Annotated in this window: 14 protein-coding genes; 8 read left to right on the forward strand and 6 right to left on the reverse strand. The window is 70.1% G+C overall.

The genetic code is table 11. From position 1 onward, the window contains the following. Positions 1-149: 149 nt before the first annotated feature. Positions 150-887 (forward strand): ABC transporter permease, encoded by a 738-nt coding sequence (locus RF646_RS04125; RefSeq protein WP_229566321.1) that lies wholly within the window; start codon positions 150-152, stop codon positions 885-887. A gap of 130 nt (positions 888-1,017) precedes the next feature. Here RF646_RS04125 and RF646_RS04130 read toward each other — a convergent pair whose 3' ends face one another. Beyond that, positions 1,018-2,121 carry a glycosyltransferase family 4 protein gene (locus RF646_RS04130; RefSeq protein ID WP_368835272.1) on the reverse strand — a complete coding sequence of 368 codons (1,104 nt, stop codon included), beginning with the start codon at positions 2,119-2,121 and terminating at the stop codon, positions 1,018-1,020. Beyond that, positions 2,118-3,173, reverse strand: a complete 1,056-nt coding sequence (locus RF646_RS04135; protein ID WP_368835273.1) for an alpha/beta fold hydrolase — start codon at positions 3,171-3,173, stop codon at positions 2,118-2,120. The genes RF646_RS04130 and RF646_RS04135 overlap by 4 nt, the downstream gene beginning before the upstream one ends. A 178-nt stretch (positions 3,174-3,351) precedes the next feature. Here RF646_RS04135 and leuS point away from each other — a divergent pair, with 178 nt between their 5' ends. The 5 genes from leuS to holA all read left to right on the forward strand — a co-directional run bounded on the left by leuS (position 3,352) and on the right by holA (position 12,121). Further along, positions 3,352-5,862, forward strand: coding sequence for a leucine--tRNA ligase (leuS, locus tag RF646_RS04140; protein ID WP_312794258.1), 2,511 nt, complete (start codon positions 3,352-3,354; stop codon positions 5,860-5,862). After that, entirely contained in the window at positions 5,862-6,926 is a 1,065-nt protein-coding gene (locus RF646_RS04145; RefSeq protein WP_368835274.1) for a DegV family protein, read from the forward strand. Before leuS ends, RF646_RS04145 begins: the two co-directional genes overlap by 1 nt. 356 nt (positions 6,927-7,282) lie before the next feature. After that, positions 7,283-8,242, forward strand: coding sequence for a helix-hairpin-helix domain-containing protein (locus RF646_RS04150; RefSeq protein WP_368835275.1), 960 nt, complete (start codon positions 7,283-7,285; stop codon positions 8,240-8,242). Between the two features lie 338 nt (positions 8,243-8,580). Then, a complete protein-coding gene (locus RF646_RS04155; RefSeq protein ID WP_368835276.1) occupies positions 8,581-10,956 on the forward strand; it encodes a ComEC/Rec2 family competence protein in 2,376 nt (791 codons plus the stop codon). Between the two features lie 163 nt (positions 10,957-11,119). Continuing rightward, positions 11,120-12,121, forward strand: a complete 1,002-nt coding sequence (gene holA / locus RF646_RS04160; protein WP_085106029.1) for a DNA polymerase III subunit delta — start codon at positions 11,120-11,122, stop codon at positions 12,119-12,121. A gap of 118 nt (positions 12,122-12,239) precedes the next feature. Here holA and rpsT read toward each other — a convergent pair whose 3' ends face one another. Together rpsT and RF646_RS04170 are read right to left on the reverse strand one after the other, a co-directional pair. Continuing rightward, positions 12,240-12,500, reverse strand: coding sequence for a 30S ribosomal protein S20 (gene rpsT / locus RF646_RS04165; protein ID WP_368835277.1), 261 nt, complete (start codon positions 12,498-12,500; stop codon positions 12,240-12,242). 165 nt (positions 12,501-12,665) lie between these two features. Then, on the reverse strand, positions 12,666-13,259 hold the full coding sequence (locus RF646_RS04170) for a type II toxin-antitoxin system PemK/MazF family toxin (RefSeq protein ID WP_368835278.1): 594 nt from the start codon (positions 13,257-13,259) through the stop codon (positions 12,666-12,668). An 81-nt stretch (positions 13,260-13,340) separates the two neighbouring features. On the opposite strand from RF646_RS04170, the gene lepA reads away from it, so the two are divergent. Next, positions 13,341-15,197, forward strand: a complete 1,857-nt coding sequence (lepA, locus tag RF646_RS04175; RefSeq protein ID WP_206478259.1) for a translation elongation factor 4 — start codon at positions 13,341-13,343, stop codon at positions 15,195-15,197. Beyond that, complete coding sequence (gene hemW, locus RF646_RS04180; protein ID WP_368835279.1) at positions 15,197-16,441, forward strand: radical SAM family heme chaperone HemW; 1,245 nt, start codon at positions 15,197-15,199, stop codon at positions 16,439-16,441. Before lepA ends, hemW begins: the two co-directional genes overlap by 1 nt. Positions 16,442-16,446: 5 nt before the next feature. On the opposite strand, the gene RF646_RS04185 is transcribed toward hemW, so the two are convergent. Both RF646_RS04185 and RF646_RS04190 read right to left on the reverse strand, forming a co-directional pair. Further along, the gene (locus RF646_RS04185) at positions 16,447-16,878 is read right to left on the reverse strand and encodes a DUF4870 domain-containing protein (protein ID WP_239318428.1); all 432 of its coding nucleotides are present in this window, start codon (positions 16,876-16,878) and stop codon (positions 16,447-16,449) included. Positions 16,879-17,091: 213 nt separating this feature from the next. Continuing rightward, complete coding sequence (locus tag RF646_RS04190; RefSeq protein WP_085106033.1) at positions 17,092-17,970, reverse strand: DUF3097 family protein; 879 nt, start codon at positions 17,968-17,970, stop codon at positions 17,092-17,094. Between the last annotated feature and the right edge of the window lies 1 nt (position 17,971).

Raw genomic sequence — 17,971 nt, forward strand, 5'->3', positions numbered from 1 at the left:
CGGGCACGGATCTCGCCGCCGCACCGTCAGCGGGTGGCACCGGCCCAGCCCCTGTCCGAGACTCCAGAGCGGGTGCGCACAGTGACCGAGCGACATCGCCGTCCACGTCCCGGAGACGGGCGGGCGGGGGCGCCGGACGAGGTGCGGCCGTGGCTTGGGGCACGTTTGGCGTCCTCGTGACCGTGGCGGCGTGGTGGGCGTTCACCCACGCGGCCGCCGGCGGGTCCACGATGATCGCGGCTTTCCGCCCCGAGCAGCTGCCAGGTGCCGTCGGTTCGCTCCTGGAACGGGGAGTTGTGGTCCAGGACGCAGTCACGAGTCTGTGGCGCCTGCTCGGCGGTCTGTTGCTGGCGACGGCGATCGGCGTGCCGCTGGGACTGGTGATCGGTTCCTGGCAACGGGTGCGGTGGGCGAGCGCGCCCGTGGTGCAGTTCCTGCGGATGGTCTCGCCGCTGTCGTGGGCACCGGTGGCCGTGGCCCTGTTCGGAGTGGGCAGTGCGCCGGTGGTCTTCCTCGTGGCGGCCGCCGCCGTGTGGCCGATCACCCTGAACACCGCGGCGGGGGTCGCCGCGCTGGACCCGGCCCACCTCCGGGTGGCACGTACCCTGGGCGCAACACCGTTCGAGCGGCTGCTCACGGTGGTGTTTCCGAGCATCCGTCCTTACGTCATGACCGGGGTGCGCCTAGCGCTGGGCATCTCGTGGGTCGTGCTGGTGCCCGCGGAAATGCTTGGGGTCAGCACCGGGCTGGGCTACGAGATCCTCAACGCGCGGGACCGTCTGGCCTACGACGAGATGCTCGTGGTGATCCTCGTCATCGGGCTGCTCGGCATCGCGCTGGACGCCCTCGCCCAGTGGCTGCTGCGGGAACGGGTGGTGCGCACCTGAGGGGGTCGGCGACGTCGCCCCCGGTCACCCCCGGTCACCGTCCGGGGCGCTGGCTGCTGAAACCTTCCGGGCTGAAGACCCCAGGGCCAAGAACCGGGGGGGCGAGTACGGGGGAACTGTGCACAGCGGTTCAACCGCGCTGGTGTAGCTCCCACGCCAGGTCCAGCAGGTCCTGCGCGGAGTCCTCCCAGGTGTGCTCGCAGATCCGCTCCAACCCCGCGAGCACGCGTTCGTGGGCCATGGTGGGGTTCGTGAGTTCGCGCACCCGGGCGGCGAACGCGGCGTCGTCGTCCGCGGGGGCGTAGCCGGCGGCATCGCCGGCGACCTCGCGGAAGATCGGCAGGTCGGAGCAGACGACAGGCGCACCCTCGGCGAAGGCCTCCACGAGCGGCAGGCCGTAGCCCTCCGCGCGGGAGGCCGTGATCAGCGCGGCGCACGAGGACAGCAGCTCGCGGTACTGCTCCTCGCCCACTCCGCCGTGGAAGACCACGCGGGCCCCGGCCGGCACCTGGGCCTGAAGCTCGGCGCGGCGCGCGGGGGAGATGCGCGAGAGCAGGTGCAGGGTGCGCCCCGGGAGGTGGGCCATCGCCCGCAGCAGGGTCTCCACGTTCTTGTACGGCAGGAACGAGCCCATGTACACCAGGTCCGTGCCGCGGCGTGAAAGCCGCGCGAGCGCCTCGTCCTCGGGGACCCCCGCCGACGGCGCCGCGTTGGCAATCACGCGCACGTCCCGTTTTGTGAGGCGGTGCGCAAGGATCTGCTGCCGGGAGGTCTCGGAGACCGTGGCCACGGCGTCGGCGCGGTTGAGCGTGAGCCGCTGGGGCCACCAGGCCTTGTGGTACGCGCGCCAGCCCCACTGCACCGGCCACGGGAGATCGCCCGGGGGCTGCGGGTGCTCGTAGTAGATCAGGTCGTGCAGCGTGAGGATCAGCTTGTGGCGGCGCCCCAGCGAGCCCATGGTCTGCATGGGGGAGAACACGACGTCGGGTGCGTACCGGCTCAGCAGGGCGCCCGTGAGCACCTCGGCCGGGGACGTAACGGACGGGCCCAGCAGCGTGGGCAGACCGTCGGAGATCAGGGCAGCCTGGGCGGGATCGCTGATCAGTGCGGCGAGGCGGACGCGCGGATCGGAGGCAACTGCCCGGGCCGTGGCGGCGAGCAGTTCGGCGCTGTAGCGGCTGATCCCATCGTGGTAATCGGTGCGGATGTAGCGGGCGTCGAAGAGCAGCTTCACCGTTCGTGGGTCCCGTAGAGTCCGCGCGCGGTGGCCTCTTTGGTGAGCTGGTGCTCACCGGAGCCGGGGTCCACCGCGGGGATCATCCCGGTGAGTTGGTCCGGGGTGGAGGCGGTCGTGTCCGCGTGGGGTAACTGGTCGTAGCCATCGAGGGGTTCCGGCGCGGGGGACGCCAGGAAGTCTTCGATGTAATCCGCCGCGAGCTGTGGGGTCTCGTAGTGGATCAGGTGACCCACCCCGGGGATGATCTTGAGGCTGTGGCTGCGGATCCACGAGGCCATGGTGCGCTGCGAGCGCACGGAGCCCAATTCGTCCTGGTCGCCCACGATGAGCAGGGTGGGCATGGTCAGGTTCATCGCGACCTCCGCGACGGTGTGGGAGATCGACGCCTGATAGGCCTCGGTGAGCACGTCCCGGTTGGCGAAGGTGTTGAAGTAGGCCTGGTGCTGGCGCAGCGCGTAGTTGCGGATCCCCGGGTCCTCGGACTTGACCATCACGTCCGTCATGAGTTTCACGACGGCGTTCGAGGCCAGCAATTTGGTGCCCAGCCGCCGGGGGAGGGACGCGCCCGCGGAGTAGTAGAGCTCCGTGAGCTTGGTCAGCCGCTTCTGCTGTCCGGCCAGGGCGGGTTCTGAGATGGGATTGAGCAGGATCAACCGTTCCACCATGGCGGGGTACTCCACGGCGAAGTGCGCGGCCAGGGTGGACCCGAAGGAGTGCCCCGCGAGCACGATGCCCGTCTCGCAGCCCGGATGGACGGCGTTATCGGTCAGTGCCTCGAGGAACTCGCGCACGAACTCCACGTAGCTGGGCACCGAGTGTTCTCGGTCAGGGAAGGGCTCCGAGCGTCCGAAACCGGGCAGGTCCGGTAGCACCACGTGGTATTTCTCGCGTAGGGCGGTCGCGATCAGCTGCAGACCGTGGTGGTCCCCGCGGAACCCGTGGAGCATCACGAGCAACGGTTTGTGCTTCTTGTCAGCGTCGTAGAACCAGTAGCGCACGCGGTACCCGTCCAATTGCACGCTGCGGCGTTCGGCGTAGGTGTTCTCCACGGGTCCTCCAGTCGTGCGGCGTCGGCGCATCCATGCTAGCCGGGAGAGGCGCGGTGGCGGGCTGGTCTAAACTGGGAGAAATCCCCACACCAGAACGGGGGACCAGGCTGTCACCGCGCCGGTACCGGGGCGAGCGAGCATCCCCGGCCCATCCCCGTGAACTTTGAAGGCGAGGCACGTGAGCGAGCACAGCACCCCGGATGCGGGCACGGACTACGACGTCCAGCGCATCGAGGCCACCTGGTCCGGCTACTGGGAGGACAACCGGGTCTTCGCGCCCCGGGACGACGGTTCCGCTCCGCGGCGTTACGTCCTGGACATGTTCCCCTACCCCTCGGGGGACCTGCATATGGGCCACGCGGAGGCGTTCGCCATGGGGGACGTCGTCTCCCGCTACTGGCTGCACCGCGGGTACGATGTGATGCACCCGATCGGCTGGGACTCCTTCGGCCTGCCGGCGGAGAACGCCGCCATCAAGCGTGACGCCCATCCCGCGGAGTGGACCTACCGCAACATCGACACCCAGCGCGCCTCGTTCAAGCGCTACGCGATCAGCGTGGACTGGGACCGGGAGATCCACACGTCCGACCCCGAGTACTACCGCTGGACGCAGTGGCTGTTCCTGCAGTTCTACAAGCACGGGTTGGCGTACCGGAAGGACTCCCCGGTCAACTGGTGCCCCAAGGACCAGACGGTGCTCGCCAACGAGCAAGTGGTCAACGGTGCGTGCGAGCGCTGCCACACCCCTGTGACCAAGAAGTCCCTAAACCAGTGGTATTTCAAGATCACCGACTACGCCCAGCGCTTGCTGGACGACATGGGTGAGCTGGAGGGCCACTGGCCCGAGCGTGTGCTGGCCATGCAGCGCAACTGGATCGGGCGTTCCGAGGGCGCGCACGTGAAGTTCGTGATCGAGGGCGCCCCCGCCGAGGGCGCGGACCCCGAGGACACCTCCGGGCGTACCGTCACCGTGTTCACGACCCGCCCGGACACCCTCCACGGCGCCACGTTCTGCGTGGTCGCCGCGGACGCCGCGATCGCCCAGGAGATCGTGGCCCCCGAACACGCCGACGCGCTCGCCGCGTACCGGGAGGACGTCAAGGCACTGTCGGACATCGAACGCCAGGCCTCCGACCGGGAGAAGACCGGTGTGTTCCTGGGCCGCTACGCGGTCAACCCCCTCACGGGCGAGAAGCTGCCGGTGTGGGCCTCGGACTACGTCCTGGCTGATTACGGCACCGGCGTGATCATGGCGGTGCCCGCCCACGACCAACGGGACCTGGACTTCGCCCGGGCCTTCGACCTGCCCGTGCGCGCGGTCCTGGACACCGGCGAGGAGGACCCCGCGAGCACGGGGGTCGCCACCACCGGTGACGGCACCCTGATCAACTCCGGACCGCTGAATGGGCTGTCCAAGGCGGAGGCGGTGGCCAAGGCCATCGAGATCGTCACTGAGGCCGGGACCGGCGAGCATCACGTGAACTTCCGACTGCGGGACTGGTTGCTGTCCCGGCAGCGGTTCTGGGGTGCACCGATTCCCATCGTGCACTGCCCCTCGTGCGGCGAGGTGCCCGTACCCGAGGACCAGCTGCCCGTGCGGCTGCCCGAGGACCTGCGCGGTGAGCAACTCGCGCCCAAGGGCAGGAGCCCGCTCGCAGCGGCGTCGGACTGGGTCACCGTGGCGTGCCCCGCGTGCGGCGGGCAGGCCACGCGCGACACCGACACCATGGACACGTTCGTGGACTCCTCGTGGTACTACCTGCGCTACGCGTCCCCGCACGACGACGCTGCGCCGTTCGACCGCGCCGAGGTGGACCGGTGGCTGCCCGTGGACCAGTACGTGGGCGGTGTGGAGCACGCGATCCTGCACCTGCTGTACTCGCGGTTCTTCACCAAGGCGCTCTACGACTTCGGGTTGATCGGATTCCAGGAGCCGTTCAAGGCGCTGCTGAACCAAGGTCAGGTCCTCAACGGGGGCAAGGCCATGTCCAAGTCCTTGGGCAACGGCGTGGACCTGGGTGAGCAGCTGAACGAGTTCGGCGTGGACGCCGTGCGCCTGACCATGGTCTTCGCGTCACCGCCCGAGGACGACGTGGACTGGGCGGACGTGTCCCCGCAGGGCGCCCAGAAGTTCCTGGCCCGCGCGTGGCGCCTCGCGAAGGACTGCACGGCCGCCCGGGACGCGGACGTGACCACCGGGGACCAGGCGCTGCGCCGTGCGACCCACAAGACGGTCGCGGACGCCGAACAGCTGCTCGACGCGCACAAGTTCAACGTGGTGATCGCCCGGACCATGGAGCTCGTGAACACCGTGCGCAAGGCCATCGACGCGGGCTGCGGTCCGGCCGATCCCGCCGTGCGCGAGGCCACCGAGGCCGTGGCGATCCTGCTAAGCCTCGTGGCGCCGTACACCTCCGAGGACATGTGGCACCTGCTCGGGCACGAGGACTCCGTGGTGCGCGCCCCGTGGCCCACCGTGGACCCCGCGCTGCTCGTGGAGGACACCGTCACCGCGATCGTGCAGATCAAGGGCAAGGTCCGTGACCGGTTGCAGGTCCCCGCGGACATCACCGACGAGGACCTCGAGGCCGCGGCCATGGGATCGGAGGCCGTCCAGCGCCTGCTGTCCGAGGCCACGGTGCGCAAGGTCATCGTGCGCGCCCCCAAGCTCGTGAACATCGTGGTCTGATGTTCCCCCGCGAGCCCCGGAGCCCGTCCCCCCGTTCCACCGAGCGGGAGGGCGGGCTCCGCCCGTTCGGAGATGCGGCCTCTATTCCTGTCGGCGCGCCGTCAGCGTCCCCGTCTGAGTCCGCCTCCGCGTCCTCGGTCGACGCCGCCGCGCCGCCCCGCGTCGCCGTCGTCACCGACAGTGCCGCCGCCCTGCCGGACTCCTGGCTGCGCGCGTTCGAGGACGCACCGGGCTTCGCGCTCGTGGACATGCCCGTGCTGATCTCCGGTCAGCTCTACACGGCCTGTGAATCCGACACCCTGTCCTCGCTCGTCGTTGCGCTCGCGGAGGGCACACCCGTGACCACGTCCCGGCCGGCCCCGGGGCAGCTGCGTGCCGCGTACCGGCGGTTCGAGGAGGAGGGGTACGACGCCATCGTCTCGGTGCACCTGTCGGGGGAGCTGTCCGGGACGGTGGGCGCCGCCCGGATTGCTCGCCAGGACATCGGGATCCCCGTGCGGATCGTCGACACCGCGAGCGCCGGTCTGGGGCAGGGTCTGGGGGTGCGCGCGGCACTCCGGGCAGTGGCGTCGGGGGCGGGGATCGACGACGTCGCTGCGGCCGCCTGTGAGACCGCCGCCCAGGCACAGGTACTGATTCAGGTGCGCTCGCTGGAAACCCTGCGCCGGGGTGGACGGGTGAATCCGACCACGGCGATGGTCGGTTCCATGTTCCAGCTCAAACCGCTGCTGAGCATGGCCGAGGGCAAGATCGTGACCGTGGAACGGCCGGTGTCCTTGTCGCGGGCTAAGGCGCGGTTCATGGTGCTGGCGGGGGAGGCTCTGGCCCACGCAGAGACCGACCGGCCGGTGTTGTGTATTCACCACGTCGCGGACCCGCACGGGGCGCGCGAGATCGGTGAGGTGCTCATGGATCGCTACCGCCCGGACGCGGAGCTCGTGATCAGTGACCTGCCCCCGGTGCTCAGCGCGCACGTGGGGCTCGGGACGAAGGCCGCGGTCATCGAGGGCCCCACGTCCCGGCCCGTGTGGCACGGCGGGCGGGCTGCACAAGCGCACCCCTGATCCGCGTGTCGCCCGAGTGATCCACCGGTGGCGTCGCGCACCCACGAGCCCTGTCGCCAGTGCGGTGGGGTGGGCGCATGAGCGGAATCGATTTCAGGGGACGGCGCCGGTTCCGGGACAGTGAGGCCACGGAGCGGTTGACGGCGCTCTTGCGGGAAGACCGGCAGTCGGGTGCGGGGCTGCCATGGGCGGAGCCAGGACCCGATCGGAATGGTGATGTGGCCGGCCGTGGTGCGACGGGTCGCCGTGCTGCTGGCCATAATGAAGAGGGCGCCGATCTGGCTCCGGACGGTGGTGCGGAACCGGCCGACGACGCCGCCGATGGTGCCACCGGTCCGTCGCTCAGTGCAGACCCGGTGTCCGAGCACTCCCGGCATCGCGAGGACGTCGTGGTCCGTCGGCACATTGCTCGCCCCGCGCTGGTAGCACTGTGCGCCGTGCTGTTGGTGGCGCTCGGGATCGGGGGCTGGAACCTGCTCCCCGATGGACAGGGGGACGACGTCGTCACGTCCACTTCCGTGAAATCGGAGGGCGCCGTCGCCGGTACGGATGACGCGGGGGCAGATGAGGGTTCCGACCGCGCTGACGCCGCCCGTGAGGGCACTGAAGCCACCGGCCGGGACGACACAGCACCTCACGGGGTGTCCGGATCCGCGACGTCCTCAGGGCTCGTCGGGGGAGCCGGAGCCGGTTCAGCGGGCGACGGTACCGCCTCCGCTGAAGAAGCCGGGGTGCTCACGGTCCACGTGATCGGGGAGGTCAAGGACCCATCCGTGGTGACGCTGTCCCCGGGTGCGCGCGTCATGGATGCGGTGGCGGCAGCCGGTGGATTCACGAAGGGTGCGGTGAAGGACCGGATCAACCTGGCGCAGCCCGTGAGCGACGGCGCCCAGATCACGATTCCCAATGCGGAGAATGTCGATCGGGTGGCCGAGGCTGCCGCGCAGGGCGGTTCCGTGAATGGCGCCGGGACCGGTGTCCCGGCCGAGGGAGCAGCGAACAGCGCCAGCATTAAGACTGGAGTGAGCGGTAGTGCTTCCGAGGGTGGCGCGGCCACGGGAGGTTCATCGTCCGGATCAGGCGCTGCGGCTAAGGCGGGTGGTGCGGCCGCCCTGCCCGGCGGCGCCCCGGTCAACCTCAACACGGCCTCGCAAGCGGAGCTCGAGACCCTGCCTCGCGTGGGACCGGTCCTCGCACAGCGGATCGTGGAGTTCCGCACCCAGCACGGCCCGTTCACCTCCGCGGAACAGCTCGACGACGTCAGCGGGGTGGGTCCCGCCATGCTGGAGGCACTGCTACCACTGGTCACGGTGTGAGCGTGCGATGGGACCTGCGCCTGGTCCCTGTCGCCATCACCGCGTGGGTGTGCGGATCGCTGACACTACTTGCCGGGTGGACAGTGGGGGCCGTGGGGGCTCTCGGCTGCGTCCTGGTCTTCGGCCTCGCGTGGTGCGCACCCGCTCTTCTCGACCGGTTTCGCATCCGGCGGGCGAACCGCGGGCCACGAGGGAAGGCGCCCGCCTCGGCACAACGCAGCTGTCCGCCGGCCGGGCAGCCGAGCCGCGCGCGATCCTGGACGCATGCGTCGGACGCGCACGGGGGTTCCTCCTCCCATGGATGCCCGCGGCCATCATCCGGCGAGCCCCGCGTCCTGATGAGGTTCCTCCTGCCCAGCCTGGCCGTTCTGGCGGGGGTCGTGGCGCTGAGTGCCGCCGCGGCCATCACGACGGCGCTCGCCGCCACCGCACCGTCCCGCGACTTCCTGACCGAGCATCCTCCCGGTTCCGCGGTCCGCGTCAACGCCACGGTCACCGGGATGCCCCGCGAATACACGGGCTCACCGGCGCCAGGGGAGCAGGAGGCATCGCGCGGCGTCGTCGTACCCCTGGCCGTCCACGCCGCGGACGGGAAGGCCGCAACCGCCGAACTCACGGTGTTCGCCGCCCACCCCGGGTGGGACGGCCTGCGCGACGGGGACACCGTCAACGCTGTGGTGAACGTGACGCGCACCGCGAACCCGGCGCGGCTCACTGCCCGGGCCACCTCCCCACCCACCGGATGCGATCACGGCTGCCGGGGAGCCCGGCCCGGACTGCTGGACACCGTGCGCGCGAACCTGACCCGGGTGTCCGGACGGTTCGGTGCAGTGAGCGCCGGGTTGGTCCCCGGCATGACCGTGGGAGACACCTCCCAGCTGCCCGAGGCGCTGGCGCAGAGCATGAAGGACACCGGACTGACCCACCTCACGGCCGTCTCCGGCTCCAATTGCACCGTGGTGATGACCCTGACCGGGTACGCCGCCCTGACCCTGGGCGCTGGGCGGCGACTGTGCGTGGGTATCGGGCTCGCCGCACTCGCCGGGTTCGTGCTGCTCGTGGGCCCCGACCCCTCCGTCCTGCGCGCCGGCGTCATGGGTGCACTCGGCGGGGCCGCCATGCTCAGCGGCCGCGCCGGCGTCAGCCTCAATGCCCTGTGCGCCGCCGTCACCGGCCTGGTGCTCGTACAACCGCCCCTCGCCATCGATTTCGGCTTCATCCTCTCCGTCCTCGCGACCGCCGGCATCGTCGTGAGCGCCCGCCCCGTGACCCGCGTCCTCGCCTCCCGGATCCCCACAGCGCTCGCCGCGTGCATAGCCGTGCCCCTCGTCGCCCAACTGTGGTGCGGGCCCGCCCTGCTCGTGCTCAACCCCGCTCTGCCCCTGTACTCGTTGCCCGCCAACATGGCCGCCGCCCCTCTCGTTCCCGTGGTCACCGTCGCCGGTCTGCTTGCAGTATGCGTCCTGCTCGCGGGGCACCTGGCCTCACCCGCTCTGAGCTGGCTGCTCCCCGGCGCCCACGACGCCGCGGCGCTCGCCGGCTGGGAGCGCGCCGCCTCCCTGCCCGTGGGCGCCGCCTCGGTTCCCGCGCGGGTCATTGCGTGGCTCGCGGACGGTTTCGCCGCCCTGCCCGGCGCGCAGCTGCCCTGGCCGGGCGGTGTCCCGGGGATTGTCATCCTCACCGCGGTCACACTGCTGTTCCTCGGCGTCCTGCACGGGGTGGACCACCGCCTGCGTCAGGCATCACCCATCGCGGGCACGGTCGACGCCTCATCGGCCCCGCCGCCCGAGCCCGATGCCGTATGGCGCGTTCGCGCGCGCAGGCTACGGATACGACGTCGCGCGCTCGCGGTGATCGCGTCCCTCGCGGTGGTCGTGTTGGTCGTCCTGGGTGCGGTGTGGTGGTTCCGACCGGCGCCCGCGTGGGAGTCCGTGGTGTGCGACGTCGGGCAGGGAGATGCCGTGCTGCACCGCACCGGGGAGCACAGCGCGGTGCTCGTGGATGGCGGGCCCGACCCCAGGGCTCTGCATCGCTGTCTCGACCAGGCGGGCATCACGCACCTGGACGCGGTGATCGCCACGCACAACCACGACGACCACGTGGCCGGCCTGGAGGGGCTCTCCGATGCGGTGGATGTGGAGCGGGTGTGGTACTCCACGGCCGGGACGGAGCTACCACGCGAACTGGCACCGCTCGCGGAGAAGGCCGAGCAGCCTGCGCCCGGGGCACGACTAACCGCCGGACCGCTCACGGTCGAGGTACTCGCCCCGCGGGTTACGCCTACTGCAACGGGCGGAACCACGCGCGCTCCCGAGCACAGCCGGGTGAGTTCGGAGGACGAGAACAATGCGTCCCTCGTCCTGCTCATCACCCGCACCGCTGACCAGGGGACCACCACCTGGTTGACCGCGGGGGACCTCGAAGCCGATGGGTACCGAGCGGCCACCAGGCTCCTGCCAACAGCAGCCGCCCCACACGTAGATGTGTTGAAGGTCTCCCACCACGGCGCGCGCAACGGTGGGACCGACATCATCAGGGACTCAGATCCCGCCCTGGCGGTGATCTCGGTGGGGGAGGGCAACAGCTACGGCCATCCCCACCCCGCAACAGTGGCGGCCCTACAGGAGACTGGGGCGGCGGTGGCGCGCACGGACCTCAGCGGTTCGTTGTGGATCCGTAAGGAAGGCAATCAGCTCGTGGTCTCGACACGGTGACCGCGCATCAAGCCACTGGGTGCACCGGGTTCGTCGCGTGTGGCTCACGTTTCTTGTTCCGATGCCTCACCCGTCCACACCGGGCCACGGCATGTCCCCGCCCGGCGCTAGCATGAGGACCACAGCGGCGCCCTCCCATGCCGCGCGCACCTGAGGAGTTCCGATGCCCCCAGCCCGTCGCAAGGCCGCCGCGCCGCCGCAGACCTCGTGGCGGGACGTCACCCCGCAGCCGCTCGTGCTGGCCTCCGGTTCCGACGAGTACATCCTGCAGCGCATCAAGGACTCCCTGCGGGACCAGACCCGGGAGCAACGCGGGTCGTGCGAGGTCACGGACATCTCCGCCGCCGACTACGAGAGCGGGAGCTTGGCCGTGGTCACGAGCCCCTCCCTATTCGACGATCCCAAACTCGTGTGCGTCCACGACCTCGCGAGCATGCACGAGAACCTCCTCGCGGACGGCCTGTCGTACGTGGCCAATCCGGACCCGGACGTGACCGTGCTGTGGCAGCACTCGGGGGGTAACCGCGGCAAGAAACTACTGGACGCTCTCAAGGAGTCGGCGCTCGTCCTCGATTGCACGCCGCCCAAATCGGACCGCGACAAGACGGCCTTCGTCCTGGCCGAGTTCCGCGCGCACGGCAAACGCATCGAGCCGGACGCCGCCCGCGCCCTTGCCGCGGCCGTGGGCACGAGCACCGCGGAGCTCGCCGCCGCGTGCGCGCAGTTGATCGCGGACGGCCCGCTCACGGTGGATCACGACCTCGTGGAGAAGTACTACGGCGGGCGCGTGGAGGTCACCGCGTTCCGCGTCGCGGACGCCGCGGTGGCCGGTAACGCGGATCAGGCACTGAAGCTGTGGCGGCAAGCCGTGGACGTGGGAGTGGACCCGGTCCCCATGGTCGCCGCGCTGGGCTCCAAGATGCGGTTGATCGCGCTGACCGCGGGATCCCGCGGGGGAGCGGGAGCACTTGCGCGGGACGTGGGCGCGGCACCGTGGCAAGTGGAGCGCGCGCAGAACGAGGCCCGCCGGTTCACCGCCGGGGACGTGGCCGCCGCCTTGCAGGCCGTGGCCGAGGCCGACGCCCAGGTCAAGGGTGCGTCCCGGTCCCCGTACTTCGCGGTGGAGCGGGCGATCACCGTGATCGCGACGTCCGGCCACCACTGAGGGGCCATCTCTGGGGGCCACCATTGCGATCCCGGAAGATCCGGGGAAAGACTGCGGGCCCGGCACCGAGAAACGGTGCCGGGCCCGCAGGCGTCCTGTGCGGACGGGGTCAGTCGATTCAGATCTTGGCGACCTTCTTGGCCAGACCGGACTTCTTGTTGGCCGCGGTGTTCTTGTGCAGCACACCCTTGGACACAGCCTTATCGAGCTTGCGGGACGCGTTGCGCAGCGTCTCGGTCGCAGCTTCCTTGTTGCCGGACTCGACCGCGGTGTCCACCTTGCGGATCAGGGTTTTGAGCTCGGACTTGTAAGAGTTGTTGCGCAGGCGAGCCTTCTCGTTGGTGAGGATGCGCTTCTTCTGCGACTTGATGTTGGCCACGTAAAACTCCTAGAACGTTTGCGGAAGTAGGTCAGTGAGGGCTCACGGATGATCATCGACTGAGTTGTGAGAGTGGGGATGCTCGGTGGCAACCATCCGCTGTGCCCGACGACCAGCGCGGACACACAGCGATCCACTTTAGCAGATCACCGGCCGTGACGCCGGTCAGTGGCGGGCGCGGGCGGCGAGCTCCGCGGCCACCCCGTCGAAGCGTGAGCGGGCGAGCACCGCGCCCTCCCGGCGCACGTCCTCGGGGCGCACGGGGATGATCCGATCGATCCGGGCCTCGGACGGGCGGCCCGAACGGTCCCAGTCTCCGGTTCCCACGTCCACGAAGTCGGGATCGTCGTGGGCCGCGGTGTCGTGGTCCTTGGAGGTGAGCATCACGCACAGCACGTACTCCCCGGCGCGGTCCACGATCAGCACGGGACGGTCCTTGCCGCGTGAGGGGTCCTCCTCGTAGGGGACCCAGGTCCACACGACCTCGCCCGGATCGGGGCGACCATCCGGGTGGGGGTCGTAGTGCGGGGTCACCGGCCCCGTCCAGTCACCGGGGTAGGGCCGGGAGGTGCCGGCGGGCGACGTCGTCGTCCCCGGAGCGGTGGGCGCGGCGGCCCGATCGCGGCGCGCGTGCCCGGAAGCGTCCCGGGGCAACGGCGCGCGGCCGGCGTCCCGCCGCCCGCGCAGGGTCCGCGAGACCCGCTGATACATCCGGTAGGCCCGCAGGCCCTGGCGCGCGAGGCGCATGAAGTCAGCCATGTGCTCATCGTAGGGGCAGCGGTTCGTCCGTTGCCGCGGAACGTGGGAAACTGGGGAGTCATCCGATCGAAAGGACCGCCCGTGTCACCGTTGGCCGTCAATCCACCGGCTCCCGCCTCGACCGACCCCTCGGTGATCAGGAACTTCTGCATCATCGCCCACATCGACCACGGCAAGTCCACCCTCGCGGACCGGATGCTGCAGGCCACGGGCGTGGTGACGCCCCGGCAGATGAAGGCCCAGTACCTGGACCGCATGGACATCGAACGCGAACGCGGGATCACCATCAAGTCCCAGGCGGTGCGGATGCCGTGGAACGTGGACGGCACGGACTACGCGCTGAACATGATCGACACGCCCGGGCACGTGGACTTCACGTACGAGGTCTCCCGGTCCCTGGCCGCGTGCGAGGCCACGATCCTGCTCGTGGACGCCGCCCAGGGGATCGAGGCGCAGACGCTGGCCAACCTGTACCTCGCGATCGAGAACGACCTCACGATCATCCCGGTGCTCAACAAGATCGACCTGCCGGCCGCGCAGCCGGAGAAGTACGCTACTGAACTCGCCAATCTGATCGGCGTGGAACCCGAGGACGTGCTCAAGGTCTCGGGCAAGACCGGTGAGGGCGTCGAGGAGCTGCTGGACACGATCGTGCGCCAGGTCCCGGCGCCTCAGGGGGTCAAGGACGCGCCGTCGCGTGCCATGATCTTCGACTCGGTGTACGACACCTACCGCGGCGTGGTGACCTATGTGCGCGTGGTGGACGGGACGCTGTCCCCGCGAGAGCGGATCCAGATGATGTCCACCGGGGCCACCCACGAGCTGCTCGAACTCGGTGTGATCTCCCCGGAGCCGGTGCCCTCGCAGGGGCTGAGTGTGGGGGAGGTGGGCTATCTGATCACGGGCGTGAAGGACGTCCGCCAGTCCCGCGTGGGTGACACGGTCACGAGCCAGACCAAGCCCGCGCAGCAGTCCCTGGGTGGGTACGAGGACCCCAAGCCCATGGTGTTCTCGGGGCTGTTCCCCGTGGAGGGTTCGGACTACCCCGTGCTGCGGGACGCCCTCGAGAAGCTCCAGCTCAACGACGCCGCCCTGGTGTACGAACCCGAGACCTCCGCCGCGTTGGGCTTCGGCTTCCGTTGCGGTTTCCTGGGGCTGTTGCACCTGGAGATCACCCGCGACCGGCTCGAACGCGAATTCAACCTGGACCTGATCTCCACCGCGCCGTCCGTGTCCTACAACGTGACGCTCGAGGACAACTCGGAGGAGCAGGTTACTAACCCGTCCGAGTTCCCGGAGGGGCGGATCCTGGAGATCCGCGAACCCATGGTCTCGGCCACCATCCTGGTGCCGTCCGAGTTCATCGGCGCGGTCATGGAACTGTGCCAGTCCAAGCGCGGTGAGATGAAGGGGATGGACTACCTCTCCGAGGACCGCGTGGAGCTGCGCTACCGGTTGCCGCTCGCGGAGATCGTCTTCGACTTCTTCGACCAGCTCAAGTCCAAGACCCGGGGCTACGCGTCCCTGGACTGGAAGGCGGACGGCGAGCAGGCCGCGGATCTCGTGAAGGTGGACATCCTCCTGCAGGGCGAGCAGGTGGACGCGTTCAGCGCGATCACCCACAAGGACAAGGCGTACTCGTACGGCGTGCTCATGACGGGCAAGCTGCAGAAGCTCATCCCGCGCCAGCAGTACGAGGTCCCCATCCAGGCCGCGATCGGTTCCCGGATCATCGCGCGCGAGAACATCCGCGCGATCCGTAAGGACGTGCTCTCCAAGTGCTACGGCGGTGACATCTCCCGTAAGCGCAAGCTGCTCGAGAAGCAGAAGGAGGGCAAGAAGCGCATGAAGATGGTGGGCCGCGTGGAGGTCCCCCAGGAGGCCTTCGTGGCCGCGCTGTCCTCGGACGAGGACACCGGGAAGGACAAGAAGAAGTAATGCCCGCCCAACCGGAGGGTGATCCCGCACCCCGGGACGGCGCGCTCCCCGCGGCATCGGTCGCCCGCGCCACCGATCGCACCCTGAGCCTGTACGTCCACGTCCCGTTCTGCGCGGTGCGCTGCGGGTACTGCGACTTCAACACCTACACCATGGACCAGTTCGGGGACGGCGTCTCCCAGCGCGACTACCACGCCGACGCCGCCGCGGAGGTCCGCTTCGCCCGGTCCGTGCTCGACGCCGCCGGGGCACCGCCGCGCGCGCTGCACAGCGTGTTCTTCGGCGGGGGTACGCCCACCCTTCTGCCCGCCTGGGAGCTCGCGCTCATGCTCGAGCAGGCCAGGGAGAGCTTCGGGCTGGCCCCGGACGCCGAGGTCACCGTGGAAGCCAACCCCGACTCGGTGAGCGAGGAGACGTTCGACGTGCTCGCCGCAGCCGGGGTTACCCGGGTGTCCTTCGGGATGCAGTCCGCGATGCCCCACGTGCTGCGCGTGCTGGAACGCACGCACACGCCGACGAACGTCCCGCGCGCCGTCGGCTGGGCCAAGGACCGCGGACTGGGCGCGAGCGTGGACCTGATCTACGGTACACCGGGGGAGAGCGTGGCCGACTGGCGCACCTCGTTGGAGGCCGCGCTGGCCATGGACCCCGACCACGTCTCCGCGTACTCCCTGATCATCGAGGACGGCACCAAGCTGGCCGCCCAGATCCGCCGCGGTGAGGTGCCGGGCGTGGATCCGGACGACCAGGCGGAGAAGTACACGCTCGCGGACGCGCTGCTGCGCGAGGCCGGGTTCGAGTGGTACGAGGTGTCCAACTGGTCCCGCGCGGCCCACGGGCGCAGCGCGGTGCAGAACCGCAGCGTGCACAACCTCGCGTACTGGCGCAATCAGGACTGGTGGGGGATCGGCCCGGGGGCGCACTCACACAGTGACGGCGTGCGCTGGTGGAACCTCAAGCACCCGTTGCCCTACACGGCCGCCGTGCGCCGGGGTGACTCACCGGCCGTGGGCCGCGAGACCTTGAATGGCGAGACGCAGTACGTGGAACACGTGATGCTCGGGATCAGGATCCGTGAGGGACTCCCGCTCGAGGGGCTGCGCCCGGAGGGGCGGCACGCGGTGGCCGGATTGATCGCCGACGGCTGGCTGGACGGCACCGCCGCCCTCCGCGGGTCCGCGGTCCTCACGGACGCGGGGCGTCTGATGGCCGACGCCGTGACGCGCCGCTTGCTCGACTGGTGACCGTGTCAGGAGTTGCGGGCCGCGAACTTGTCGTAGAGGTGGGTGTTGAACCGGTACTGATGCGGTTCGCCGCGGTTGACCTTCACGCCCGCGCGCACGGAGGTGATGGCCAGGAACAGCCAGGTCACGGCGGCGATGACCGAGAAGAGCCATCCGATGAACGGGATGAGTGAAAGCACGATGCCCGCGAGGATCACCAGGGTGGGCAGCATGGTGTAGTTGGCGGCTTCCCGGGATTCCTGAGCGGTGAAGGGACCGCGGTCCTTGAACACCCGGTGGATCATGTAGCTGGGCAGTACGCCCACCACGCCACCCAGGTGGGCGAGGGTGGCCCACTGCCGGTCCTGGGACACGTCCAGGGGTTGCGCCACGGGGGCCACGGACTCGAACGGAGTCTCGGCGGAGCGAGTGGAGGGGGAGGGAGCAGCGTCAGTCACGAGCGGGTGTGCCTTTCACGGGCGGTAGCCATCCGGGTCGGAGGACGCCGGTGCTCCCATCCTACGGTCGTTCCCGCGTGGCTCGCGCCGGACGACGACACCAGGCGTCACCCACGCTGGGGGTTACCGCTAACGCGGGTCACCGAAGCCGTAGACCACCGGCTGCGAGCGCCGTCGACGTCGTGGGTCACCGCAGGTCAGGCGCAGCCCGGGTCAGGAATCGGCGGCGTCCGGGGCGGTGAGGAAGTCGATGAGCTCCTCCACGCGGCCCAGCAGGGCCGGTTCGAGGTCTGCGTACGTGTTCACTCGTGCAAGGATCGCCTGCCACGCCCGCCCCACGTCCTGGGGTGTGCGGTGCGGCAGGCCCAGCGCGCGTGCCATCCCGGTCTTCCAATCCACCCCGCGCGGGATCACGGGCCACTCCCGGATCCCCAGGGCGCTGGGCTTCACGGCCTGCCAGATGTCCACGTAGGGGTGTCCGAGGATGAGCACGTTGTCCCGGGCACCCGGGACCGCGAGCGCCTCCTGGGCGATCCTGGACTCCTTGGAGCCCGCGACCAGGTGGTCCACGAGGATCCCGAGCCGGCGCTGCGGGCCGGGGTGGAACTCGGCGATGGCTGAGGGGAGGTCGTCGATCCCGTGCAGGGGTTCCACCACGGTGCCCTCGACCGCGAGGTCGTGGCCCCACACCTTGGCCACGAGCTCGGCGTCGTGGTACCCCTCGACCCACACACGCGACTCCTTGGCCACCGACGCGCGCAGGTTCTCGACCTCGACCGACCCCGAACGCGTGATCCGGGGCTTGGCCGGGGCGCTGCGGGTCTCGGGCGGGCCCAGCCGCACGGGTTCGCCGTCCAGGAGGAAGCCCGGGCCCAGGGGGAAGGACTTCACGCGCCCGTGCCGGTCCTCCAGACCCACCACGCGCATCCCGCCGATGGTCTCCACGCCCACGACGGCGCCCACCCACCCGGTCTCCACGTCCTCGAGCACCATGTCCCGGGCCACGGGGACGTCCCGGGAGACGGCACCGGTGCGGGCGACGTCGGGACTGCCTAGGTCCTGGGGACCCCAGGACCAGCCGGATGCGTTCACG

Source organism: Kocuria sp. CPCC 205261, assembly GCF_040981025.1.
In the GTDB taxonomy this organism is placed as follows: Bacteria; Actinomycetota; Actinomycetes; order Actinomycetales; family Micrococcaceae; genus Kocuria; species Kocuria marina.